Origin of the sequence: Pseudoalteromonas sp. 68 DY56-GL68 (assembly GCF_041414825.1) — a bacterium.
Taxonomy (GTDB): Bacteria; Pseudomonadota; Gammaproteobacteria; order Enterobacterales; family Alteromonadaceae; genus Pseudoalteromonas.
In genome coordinates this window covers 589,769-601,922 of the sequence record NZ_JAOCZL010000018.1, presented here as the reverse complement: position 1 = coordinate 601,922, position 12,154 = coordinate 589,769, and the positions used below count along the sequence as shown (strand labels likewise).

10 protein-coding genes are annotated in these 12,154 nt (G+C 40.5%); 6 read left to right on the top strand and 4 right to left on the bottom strand.

Going from position 1 to position 12,154, the window contains the following annotated elements; translation table 11 throughout:
* Nucleotide 1 precedes the first annotated feature (1 nt).
* Together NYF15_RS11135 and NYF15_RS11130 are read right to left on the bottom strand one after the other, a co-directional pair.
* Nucleotides 2-1,354 carry a M14 family zinc carboxypeptidase gene (locus NYF15_RS11135; protein WP_371353593.1) on the bottom strand — a complete coding sequence of 451 codons (1,353 nt, stop codon included), beginning with the start codon at nt 1,352-1,354 and terminating at the stop codon, nt 2-4.
* 232 nt (nt 1,355-1,586) lie between these two features.
* The gene (locus tag NYF15_RS11130) at nt 1,587-4,640 is read right to left on the bottom strand and encodes an Ig-like domain-containing protein (protein WP_371353592.1); all 3,054 of its coding nucleotides are present in this window, start codon (nt 4,638-4,640) and stop codon (nt 1,587-1,589) included.
* 498 nt (nt 4,641-5,138) lie between these two features.
* Here NYF15_RS11130 and NYF15_RS11125 point away from each other — a divergent pair, with 498 nt between their 5' ends.
* From NYF15_RS11125 to cyoE, 6 genes are all read left to right on the top strand, one after another.
* Nucleotides 5,139-5,558 (top strand): hypothetical protein, encoded by a 420-nt coding sequence (locus NYF15_RS11125; RefSeq protein ID WP_130151028.1) that lies wholly within the window; start codon nt 5,139-5,141, stop codon nt 5,556-5,558.
* Nucleotides 5,559-5,795: 237 nt separating this feature from the next.
* Nucleotides 5,796-6,710 (top strand): ubiquinol oxidase subunit II, encoded by a 915-nt coding sequence (gene cyoA, locus NYF15_RS11120; protein ID WP_371353591.1) that lies wholly within the window; start codon nt 5,796-5,798, stop codon nt 6,708-6,710.
* Between the two features lie 2 nt (nt 6,711-6,712).
* Nucleotides 6,713-8,701 (top strand): cytochrome o ubiquinol oxidase subunit I, encoded by a 1,989-nt coding sequence (cyoB, locus tag NYF15_RS11115; RefSeq protein WP_371353590.1) that lies wholly within the window; start codon nt 6,713-6,715, stop codon nt 8,699-8,701.
* Complete coding sequence (gene cyoC, locus NYF15_RS11110; RefSeq protein ID WP_193988422.1) at nt 8,698-9,333, top strand: cytochrome o ubiquinol oxidase subunit III; 636 nt, start codon at nt 8,698-8,700, stop codon at nt 9,331-9,333. The genes cyoB and cyoC overlap by 4 nt, the downstream gene beginning before the upstream one ends.
* Nucleotides 9,333-9,692, top strand: a complete 360-nt coding sequence (gene cyoD / locus NYF15_RS11105; protein WP_237119628.1) for a cytochrome o ubiquinol oxidase subunit IV — start codon at nt 9,333-9,335, stop codon at nt 9,690-9,692. The genes cyoC and cyoD overlap by 1 nt, the downstream gene beginning before the upstream one ends.
* A 142-nt stretch (nt 9,693-9,834) precedes the next feature.
* On the top strand, nt 9,835-10,719 hold the full coding sequence (gene cyoE / locus NYF15_RS11100) for a heme o synthase (protein WP_130151033.1): 885 nt from the start codon (nt 9,835-9,837) through the stop codon (nt 10,717-10,719).
* 81 nt (nt 10,720-10,800) lie between these two features.
* Here the strand turns inward: cyoE and NYF15_RS11095 are convergent, their stop codons facing one another.
* Nucleotides 10,801-11,709 (bottom strand): histone deacetylase, encoded by a 909-nt coding sequence (locus NYF15_RS11095; protein WP_371353589.1) that lies wholly within the window; start codon nt 11,707-11,709, stop codon nt 10,801-10,803.
* Nucleotides 11,710-11,762: 53 nt separating this feature from the next.
* Nucleotides 11,763-12,128, bottom strand: a complete 366-nt coding sequence (locus tag NYF15_RS11090; RefSeq protein WP_062570281.1) for a PilZ domain-containing protein — start codon at nt 12,126-12,128, stop codon at nt 11,763-11,765.
* Nucleotides 12,129-12,154 lie beyond the last annotated feature (26 nt).

Genomic DNA, 12,154 nt, shown 5'->3' with positions numbered 1-12,154 from the left:
ATTAATTGAGTTTTATGAGTTCTGAACCTAGTACTGCGTATTTTATGGTTTGTCCTTGGTAAAGTAAGAATGCCGCTGAGGCGTGCAATTTAGGTTGCGAATCAAATGCGCCTTGGCACCAGTAAACTGGCCAGTGGGAACGGTTATCGAGTTTCGCGAAATCCCCTGAAAAGCAGCTATAACCTTGCTTTAATAGCTCTTTATAATGCCTCTTATTAAGCTTAATTGGTTCTGTTAAAGAAAAACCTTTACCTGGGTTATAAACGAGCTTGTTGGCATCTATTTGAGTGTAGCCACGGCGAATGCTACTTATATCTCCCAGCTCTTTGATACGTGGTGCATTGCCTTTGTTATTAATGGCTATATCTATTTTGTAATCACCGTAATGGCTCTGTACATTCACATCATCAATAAGTAGATCGACCCAGTTATTACTAGCATTAAAAGGAATTGCATTGTATTGGTTAATGCTGGCTGCTTTCCACGTGCCATTTTGTAGTGTATCGATTATCTCTTTATAAAGTACACGATTTACTTTTCGCGCAACTTGGCGATGAGGGTCGCTCGGGTAAGCACCTGATTCAATTAATATAGTGCGAATACCCATTTCGGAAAATGTATCACCAAAGCTTCGATACGAGTAACTGTCGTTATACTTTGCTAGGTGCCCTGGGATCATCGTTTCAATTGTTTTAGCTAAGTGAGCGATAAGCTGCATGGCTTCGCCACGGCTAGTATTAATCTCTCTTGCATCATTATAGGCAGGGGCGAGTACAGAAATAGTAGCTTGATTCCCTTTTTTTCCTGCACCGTAATACGCGTTCTGATCATGCAAGTTAAAGCCAAAGTCAGGTTTAAACTCCTTAGCGGCACGCATGAGTGTTTGCCCCTCTGGGCTCCTCAATGCTTTTGCATCGCGGTTTAGGTCGATACCTTGTGCATTGTGACGCGTTTGAGCTTTGGCACCGTCAGGATTAATCATGGGAATAATCCTGAGCGTTAGTTTGTCTTGCCAGCTTTGTAGCCAGTTAGCGTTTTCGGGCAAAGTTATAAAATCAAGAAAATCCATAAGTGCAGCGGTGGCCGTGTTTTCATCACCATGCATTTGACTCCACATCATCACTTTTGTGGTGCCAGAGCCTATATCAAGAGCGTAAATGGGTTGACTGTGGTACGACCTACCGAGTTGCTGTAGTGTAATTGCAGGATGCTTGGCTATGCGATTTAAAACAGGTTTTATATCTGTGAGATTAATCGCTGCTTTATCAAAACCATCAACCTCGTTATTTTCAATTTCAGTGGCAATTATTGGTGTACTGATTAGCAAAGTCATGGCAAGTATACAGCCCCGCATAAGATATCCTTTATTCCTTTTTATTTTAATGCTAAGAATATTATATTTACATTCGTTTGGCTAACCTTTGTTCAACCTTATCTTCTTGTTTTTATTCTTTTTAACTTTGGGGTACTTAGCGGCGCGCGTTTTTAGTTGATTTTTTATAGAAGCACACAGAATAGAGGCGCTATTATTGAATCTTGCTCTTGGGATATTTCCCAAGAGCAAGTAAAGGTTGGAGTTGCTAAGTTTATACAGTGAAAGAAAACTTCGATTTACGCAGCAGTCCCACAATGATAAGTAATGAAAGAATATAGAAGGGCATACTGCCCCCGCTTTTTTCTTTTGTTTCTTCGCCATTATCGTCTGTATCATCGGCTTTTGTGGTTATAGTAACTGTACTTGGCTCAGAGTAGCTCATGCCATCAAAAACGCGGTACTGAAAGCTAGTTTCGTAGCTTGTATTAGTTTGCGGCGTATATGATGCGATTCCACTGTTGTTGTCTAATGTTACTGAACCTATGCTTGGCTCAGATACAAGCTCATAAGTAAGTGGATCTGAATCTGCATCTTGGGCTAATAGTTCGAATTGAGCTGCTTCAGATTGATTGATGATTAATTCCAGAGCCTGTGTCTGTGGGGATGTATTGGTATGATTTATTGTAATCATTTTATCAATATTTAAACCAATCTCGTTGCTTATATTAACGACAAAATTAGCTGGCTCTAACGTTGAGATTAATGGTGTATAGGTAAACTCACCCGTTGCATTATTACTAAACACAAACTCGCCTGATGCTGGCTGTACCTTTACGTTAAGTTGAAGATTACTGTTTTCACCTGCACCTGATAAGGAGAGAGTTTCGCTCAGTGGCGTGCGCCAATGAGCAGAAATTGAATTAGGCTCAATGACAAGAGGTGTTCCATCAATATTGACTGAAACCGACACACTTTCAGTGGCCCTTCCGCCTATAGACATAGAAAGCTCAAATTGGTCTAGGCCAACTTCGCCAGTTGTGGGAGTGTAACTAAAGTGGCCAAGAGCCCTATCGGTAAATGTAATATTGCCTTTGCTAGGTGCCTTTGAAATATAAAAGCGATAGTTGAAGGAATCTTTTTCACTCAATGCTTTAAACTCAACAGGCGTGAACTTATTGGTGTTAAATTCAGTTACACTAAGTTGATAAGGTTGCTCTGTTTTTTCGCCGATTTTAAATAGTTCTCTGCCATTTGAGTGTGTTATTAGCCAATAGGTCTTTTCGTTAACTATTTCAATATCTGAATGTGTAGCGGCCACATCAAGAGTAACCAGCTTGTTATATTGTGCATTTGCCAAATTAAATACACCTAGTTCATTTTCGCAGGCGATATGAAGTTGGCCACTAAGGTGTTGCTCAACAGCAATTAATTTTGATGATGCACAGAAGTTAGTCACTTCTTGTTTATTTCCTTGGGCGGAAATAGATACTAAAGCCCCGTCCTGAGTTGTTGTATACAATTGCTCGTTATTATTATACGTAAAAGTATCAAGTGATTGGATATCACCTAAATCAAGTAATGAGTGGGTGTTTTTAACAAAGTTATAGACGGCTGTCTGCTTGTTAGTTCCTAGATGCTCAAACACAAGTTCTTTAATACCATCGCCGTCAAAGTCAATTGTCGTTAGTAATTCTGATGTATCAAGTTGAGGTTCACCAATAAGTGAAATCGTATATTTGATGCTGTCACTGTATAACTCTCTGACTTCAAATGGTTTTGACTGATCAGCATAATACCAGTCTGAATATTGGTAGAGGTACTCTTGGTTTCCGTCACCGTCAATATCACCCAATAGCTTGAAATAGCCAATAAAAGGTTGTTCGATATGATTAGACCCATCCATGTTCAATATATAGTGTTTCCTAATACCGGGATTCCACTGCTCACCTTGAGTCGAGTACACAATTTTATTATCGGTGTTTCTACCAAAAGGTATTATGGAAACTTTATCTACTTTAGAAGCATAAAGCTCTTTAGTTACACTTTTTGACCATGATTCAGTTTGTGTGACAGGAGAAATACTATTTAATATTGTATAACTTGTTAAATAGGCAGGATCCCGCTTCGAACCTGCGATAATAATAAGCTGTCTATACTCTTCAATAATCTTTACCTCTTCATTTTGCATGGCTAAATAAGCATTGCCGTTAAAGCCGAGTTCAGTTACCTCTCCGAATCTCACTTCTTTAACATTGAGTCTCTGTATTTGCTCAATTGTTTCTTTTTGCTCATCGCCATACAAGTCTAAATATTCATAGATATAATGAAGAATATTAGGTTGATAATCGCCTCCATCCTGTGTTGTGACGCTCCTGCCAATGACTTCTTCTTCTCTTGTTAAATAGTTATAGAAATAGTTAAAGTGAGTCCTACGATTCGAATCACTGTACATCTCGGCATTGTTATCAATGGCTGTATAATCTTGATAAAGGTCGTTGTTGTAGTAAGGCGATCTACTAGTGTATTTTAAAAAGTCATTATCTTGATTACAATCTTCTAGCGTACTCTCCAAAGGCCAAATAACGCTGTTTTCATTTACATCGATAGTACACTTTTCACCTACAGCTTCATCCATGCCATCATTATTTAAATCTTTGGCAAATAGGTATCTGCTTGTTACGGGGAGCTCGCCAACTTTTTTTACATCACTGCCTTGAATTTGGTAGATTTCGCCGTCCCATGTCAGCATTTCATTGAGCAGATGATTGGTAAACTTTCCGACAGTAAACTCATAATGTGGCAGGGTGTAGTGCGCTTTTGTTTCGAGGCTATGCATATCTAGCGTATACATAGTGCTTTCATTTATTAGCATAACCTCAATATTGCCATCGTTATCTATGTCTTTAAATTTAACGTTATCAGCAGTTATATTTGGGATCTTTTTTACATATTTTCTAGCAGTTAAATTTACAAGGTGTGCGTTGCGTTGATCGCTAATAATAATAGCAAAGTGATTATCTGAACTTTTATCGTAATAAATTTCAAACGAAGCAATTGATTCTCCTTCGCTCTCAAACTCTATTGCATTGGTTACTGGCGTGTTGACAGTTTCATCATTGCCGATGATACTAATAATATACAACCTTTGGCTGTCATCATTAATCATTGCAATGATATCTTTATTCGAATCATTATCAATATCGATCACTCTAACATTACTTAAATCATCAAAGCTTGAAAAATGCTTCATTTTTTCTACGTCGGCGTATGATGATTGAGTGGTTAACATCAAGCTGAGAAGTGTCGATGTAATAGCAAACTTCATATTATTCCCTTAAAAATAGTTTCGCGTTTTTGTTTTGGACCCTTGTATATCAACAACAAGAGGCAATAGTAAATTAACATACTTTATTATGCTGCGTAACTGAATTAGGGAATGAAAAATAAAAAAGTGATATTATTTAGAATGCTTCTGGGTTTGAGTACTGATACACAGCTGTCTCAAGCTGCATTACCTTGCAGTATTAAGAAGTTTTTATACAATTTCTTTCCTATCTATTTCACTTTGTAATATAAAATCCTCTAATTTTTTAGGTGGTTATCTAAGTTAGTATTGGTTATTTACATTTTTTTATAGCTTAATTAAATGCTGGTTAACTGACCGCTGTTAATTTTTTCTTGTATGATAAGTTGACTTTGTTATACTCCACATCGAAATTTCAGTAATTACTGAAACTTTATTGATGAAGATCATGTTACCGCATTAAAAAATAGGGTAGAGCAACTACCTTAAATGTGGTGAAAGTTTTAAAAGGCGTGAGTTTTGCGAGCAATTAATCAGTCACAAGGTGTCAAACAGTCTAGTTTAGCTAGATTGCAGTTGGCTGCGCGTGCGTTTTTTGCTGGTAAAGAATTAATGTCAGTTTTGGCCTTGTTGCTGATTAATTCAGCCATGCTAATCAACGGTACATTAGAAGATGCTCACGGGTTAAGAAGCTTATTAAGTGAAGGGGCTCTGTACGAAGCGCCATTACTTAATGTGTTGAGCTTTTTAGCTTACCCAGTGGTGTCTTGCCAGTTACTTATTGGTTTATGCTGGTTGGTCTTCCATTTCTTCCCTGCGCGTCGTGCAGGTGTCATTTTACGTAAAGCGGCCTTCGCAGCGCGTGAAACGATAAAGTCTTTAGTAGTACACAGCGCTCATGGCTGTCGTGCTCCTCCTCGTGTAAATGGTTGTCTGTAAATAAGCTTTGTTGCTTAAGTTCAGCCATTTTAGTCGTTTACTAAGTTGTCTTTACTAAGCACCTAGTGGGCCTTCTGCGTCCAAATTTCAGTCAGCTAACCTAATTATTCCCACATTTTAGCGTGCCGATTTTCTGTGCTCGTTACTTGGCTGGGGGTGTCTGTGGCCGTTTTTTGCTACAGAGAAGCGTCGTGTACTTATCGACAAGTGTTAACTTTTAGGTTGTAGGATATTCCTTTGTCAATTCGTAACCTTTGTAATATTGCTCTAGCGTCTTTAGTGCTGGCTTTGTCTGGCTGTAAAGGCGGGGTACTTGATCCAAAAGGTCAAATTGGGGCTGACGAAAAGTATTTAATTATCGTAGCGACGGTATTAATGCTGATTGTTGTAATCCCAGTTATTGCCATGACAATTTATTTTGCATGGAAATACCGTGATGGACGAGACCAAGAAATTTATGCTCCTAAGTGGGCTCACTCAAACAAGATTGAAGCGGTTGTATGGACCATTCCGATTATTATTGTGGTTATTTTAGGTGTGATCACTTGGCAATCAACGCAAGAGCTTGACCCTTATAAACCACTTGAAGGGAAGGGTGAGCACCTTACTGTAGAAGTGGTGTCTTTAAACTGGAAATGGTTATTTATTTACCCAGAGCAAGGCATTGCAACAGTGAATGAGTTGGTTTTTCCGGCTAACGTGCCTGTTCAATACAAGATCACCTCAGAAAGCACCATGAATTCGTTTTTCATACCTCAGCTTGGTAGCCAAATTTACTCAATGGCAGGCATGGAAACCAAACTTCACTTGATAGCTGATGAACCAGGAACTTTTAAAGGTTTCTCTGCAAATTACAGCGGTGCTGGTTTCACGGGCATGAAGTTTAATGCCATTGCTACCCCAACCCAAGCTGATTTCGATACATGGGTGAATAAGGTTAAAAATACAGGCTCTGCGCTTACTAAACAGACCTATGTTGAACTTGCTAAGCCAAGTGAGTACGACCCAGTTAAATACTACGCCAGTGTTGATAAAGATATGTTTCATTCAATCGTAATGAAATATATGCAAGCGCATGGCTCACACGGTGCAATGCAACACGCAATGCCAGAGCACTCAGCTCATAAAGGGCATAGCGAGGATGAGGAATAATCATGTCGTTGTTAGGTAAATTAACATTAGACGCAATCCCGTTTCATGAACCAATTATCATGGTTACCATGACGGTGGTTGCTGTTTTAGGCTTGCTAGTGGCAGGCTTAGTAACAAAATATAAAAAATGGGGCGTGCTTTGGCACGACTGGATCACCTCAATTGATCATAAGCGCTTAGGTGTGATGTACATCATTCTTGCGCTTATTATGCTTTTCCGTGGTTTCGCGGATGCCATTATGATGCGACTGCAATTAGCGATGGCTACCGGCGGTGCAAGTGGTTACTTACCACCTGAACATTACGACCAAATTTTTACGGCGCACGGGGTGATTATGATCATCTTTATGGCGATGCCGTTCATGATTGGTTTAATGAATATCATTTTACCGCTGCAAATTGGTGCCCGTGATGTTGCATTCCCATTCTTAAATAACCTTAGCTTTTGGTTAACTGCTGGCGGTGCGATACTCATTAATATTTCACTGTTTTTCGGTGAATTTGCTAAAACAGGTTGGGTTGCTTATCCACCCTTGTCAGAGTTGTCATTCAGTCCAGGTGTCGGGGTCGACTATTATATATGGGCATTGCAGATATCCGGCTTGGGTACTTTATTAACATCAGTTAACTTCTTAGCGACTGTATTCAAAATGCGTGCTCCTGGCATGACATTAATGAAAATGCCTATTTTTACGTGGGCTTGTACGTGGGCAAATATCTTAATTGCAGCATCGTTCCCAATTTTAACTGCTGTACTGGCAATGCTAACGCTTGATCGTTATCTCGATTTCCACTTCTTCACGAATGAATTAGGTGGTAATGCGATGATGTATATCAACTTATTCTGGGCATGGGGCCACCCTGAAGTTTACATTCTGATCTTACCTGCGTTTGGTATTTTCTCAGAAGTTATCTCTACGTTTGCTGGTAAACGCCTGTTTGGTTATAAGTCGATGGTTTACGCAAGTGGTGCAATTTCGATTTTAGGTTTTATTGTTTGGCTTCATCACTTCTTTACTATGGGCTCAAGCGCTAATGTGAATGCTTTCTTTGGTGTGATGACCATGGTCATTGCAGTACCGACGGGTGTGAAACTCTTCAACTGGTTATTCACTATGTATCGTGGTCGTTTACGTATTACGGTGCCTGTCCTTTGGACTCTAGGTTTCATGGTGACTTTCACTATCGGCGGTATGACCGGTGTGTTACTTGCCATTCCTGGTGCTGATTACGTATTACATAACAGCTTATTCTTAATCGCTCACTTCCATAACACTATTATTGGTGGTGCGGTATTTGGTTATTTAGCGGGTTTTGCGTTTTGGTTCCCTAAAGCAATGGGCTTCAAACTTGACGAGAGCTGGGGCAGAAGATCTTTCTGGTGTTGGTTAATTGGTTTCTTCGTGGCATTTATGCCGTTATACGTACTTGGTTTCTTAGGTATGACACGTCGCTTAAACCACACTAACAACCCTGATTGGAACATTTGGTTATACATTGCAGCTGGCGGTGCGGTGATCATTATGTTCGGTATCTTATTCCAAGTTGTGCAACTGGTAGTGAGCTTCAAAAACCGCGAGCAACTTGATGATACAACAGGCGATCCGTGGAATGGTCATACGCTTGAGTGGGCATCTGCATCACCTCCGCAGTACTACAACTTTGCAAAAATCCCCCATGTTGATGACATTGATGCATGGACTGACATGAAAGAAAAAGGCCTAGCTTACAAGCAAGAAGTCTCTTATAGCCCAATTCACATGCCAAAAAATACCTCTGCTGGCGTGTTAATGAGTGGTGCATTAACAACCTTTTGTTTTGCCATGATTTGGCATATTTGGTGGCTTGCAGCCTTTGGTTTACTGGGTGCTATCGCGGTATTTATCAAACGTTGTTATACGGCGGATGTTGATTACTACGTGCAACCAGATGAAATTGTTGAACTTGAAACGGCGCACAATACCGCCGCGACTAAAGGGGTGAATGCATGAGTTCTATCACTGCTGATTTAAACACCTTAGATAATACTCAAGGTCATGTTGATGCACATGACCATGAGCATCACGATACGGGTGGCAACACGGTTTTCGGTTTTTGGTTGTACTTAATGACCGACTGCTTATTGTTTGCTTCTTTCTTTGCAACCTATGCCGTACTGTTTATGAACACAGCCGGTGGCGTGTCTGGCAAAGATATTTTTGAACTTGATTTTGTTGCGGTTGAAACCGCGGCACTCCTACTTAGTAGTATTACCTTTGGTTTTGCGATGATCTCTGCGCATTCGCAGAAGAAGGCCGCTACGTTAACTTGGTTGCTGGTTACCTTTGCCTTTGGTGCCGTATTTATTGGTATGGAAGTATATGAATTCCATCACCTAATTGCGCACGGTAATGGCCCACAACAAAGTGCCTTTTTAACCTCGTTTTTCTCTTTAGTGGGCTTACACGGTCTGCATGTGACGGCAGGTTTAATTTGGATGACAATCATGATGATCGAAGTTTTACGTCGTGGTTTAAACCCGCAAACAGTGACACGCCTAAGTTGTTTAAGCCTATTCTGGCACTTCTTAGATGTGGTGTGGATCTGTGTATTTACCGTTGTTTATTTAATGGGAGCAATGTAATGAGTCACAGTGAATCACATGTCATTAATAATCTAGAAGTACACGCACATAACGCGCAATCACATGGCAGTATCAAAGACTATTTAGTTGGCTTTGTGTTGTCGGTGATTTTAACGGCTATTCCATTTTGGGCTGTAATCAGTGGGTCGTTTTCAAAACCAGCCACCGTATGGTGCATTGTGACGATGGCTGTTGTACAAATTTGGGTGCATTTAAAGTACTTCTTGCATTTAAGTTTTAAAACTGAAGACGGCAAGGCCAGCTCATTGTCATTTATCTTCAGCGCTATCATTATCGTAATGGTGGTTGGTTTGTCGGTGTGGATCATCTACGAATCGAACGCCATGATGATGTACTAATAACAATTACTTTGTAATTGATTAAAGAGTTTACGAAAGGAGCTGGTTAGTTTGAGGTTGTGTCTCCAGTTCTTACAGTCTGTTATTAGCTAGTTTCTTTCGTAATTTTGCGTTTGTGCGAAATATTAGAGGAGTCGAGGAAGTGTTTCGACGTTATTTAAATGTCACTAAACCTGGCATTATCATGGGCAACTTAATCTCCGTCGCGGGAGGATTCTTGCTAGCCTCTCGTGGTGATGTTGACCCATGGTTAATGATCGCGACCTTGCTAGGGTTATCTTTAGTCGTAGCATCTGGATGCGCAATCAATAATGTCATTGATCGTGATATTGATGTTGCTATGGCGCGCACTCGCAAACGCGTCACAGTCACTGGCGAAATGTCAGCAAAGGCGGCTATGACACATGGCATCGTGCTTGGTGTTTTTGGTTTCTCATTATTAGCAGTGTATACCAACGTAGTGGCACTCTTATTTGCTACGTTTGGTTACGTCATTTACGTCGGTGTGTACAGCTTATATATGAAACGTCGTTCTGTGTACGGCACCTTTGTAGGAAGTTTATCGGGCGCAGTTCCACCTGTGGTGGGCTATTGTGCGGTAACTGGGCAGTTTGATGCTGGTGCTGTGATTTTATTGGTAATGTTCAGTTTATGGCAAATGCCTCATTCATATGCAATTGCAATCTTTCGTTATAACGACTACCAAGCGGCCAGAATTCCTGTGCTACCTGTAGCGCAAGGGATCGAGAAGGCAAAGCATCACATTGTTTTATATATCGCCGTGTATGCGTTGGTTGTGATGTTATTAACCATTAGTGGTTATACAGGTTTAGCTTTTATGGCTGTGGCTTGTACAACGAGTTTTTGGTGGTTGCTAATGGCGCTTCGTGGCTATCGTCGCAATATTGATGTAAGCGGCTGGGCGCGCCAAGTGTTTGCTTTTTCGATAGTAAATATTACGGTTTTGAGTATAGCGATGGCTTTAGATTACCATTCGGTAGCTCCACAGCTACTTGTTTTAACTTAGAAAAAAGTTGCTAACATATCCCAATGTTACAGTAGCAAAGGCCCGGTTTTTTCTCCACCGGGCCTTTTTTCGTTATTTGTTTTAAAAACGTGCAGCTTGCTCTACTACTATGCCATGACGCGCGGCAAGACGACGGTGATCTTTATCATAACCACCACCAATTACGGTTGCGACAGGTACATTGCGCTCTAGGCAACGCTTAAGGACTAAATGATCGCGTTGCTCTATCCCTTGCCAGCTTATATCAAGTTTTCCTAAGCCATCCTCTTGCCATACATCAACACCTGCATCATAAAGCACTAAATCCGGGTTAAGGGTGTTTAATAAATAACTCAGCGTATCGTCAACAACGCCTAAGTATTCACTATCCGCCACATTGGGTGCTAATCCTATGTCTAAATCGCTGGCTGATTTTCTAAACGGAAAATTCTTTTCGCAGTGGATAGAGCAGGTATAGGCATAGGGCTGATGCGCGAGCATTGCTGCGGTACCATCACCTTGATGAACGTCTAAATCAAAAATAAGTATATTGGTGACTTCACCACTTTTTATTAGGGTTTCGCTGGTAAACGCTAAGTCGTTCACCATGCAGTAGCCGGATCCAAAATCAGTATGAGCATGGTGGGTGCCTCCTGCTAGATGGCATGCTATACCATGCTTCAAGGCAAGACGCGCCGTTTGCAAGGTGCCAAGTGGGGCGGTAAAAGTACGCGCCATGAGTTGCTCAGACCAAGGCAGGCCGATACGGCGCATTGCTTTTTCGTCAAGGCGGTTATGCCAAAGGTCATAAATATAATTATCGCAATGTACTAGTTCGAGTGGTTCTGGCGTGCCTAACTTTGGTTGGACTAAATTACTATTAATAAGACCAAGGCTTTTTACATGTTCATATAAGTATGCAAATTTGCTCATTACAAAGCGATGCTTCGGATCGAAGTTAAATGAGTAATTAGGATGATAGACGATAGGTAAATGTGGATTTAAATTCATCGAATACAGCACAGCCAGTTTTTAACTATGGTAATAAAGTTACCGTTAATAGTCTATTCGGGTGTATGTATTAGCATAGTTAGCTCTCGGTGTAATAGGTCATCGTCTCCTAGGTTTAGCTCTACTAACCGCTTTAAGTGAGTGATGCTATCAATATCGATATGGACACAGTGTAAGCCTAAATGAAACGGCTCAATATGCCTGATTTCAACAGACATATTAATAGTGATTTGGCTTTCTGGCAGCGAGAAAGTAAGTTCTGCCAGCGCATTTTTATCAGCCAAGAGCTTATCAGGAAGGCTTATCAGTGCCCCATTTAAAGATATATCGAGTAATTCACAATTGTATGTGTGTTCATTCATAACCAATGTTGCTGGTGTAGAAAACAAGATACGCGAATACTTACGGCGATTTTTCATAATAACCCTTAGCGATGCTTAAGCTT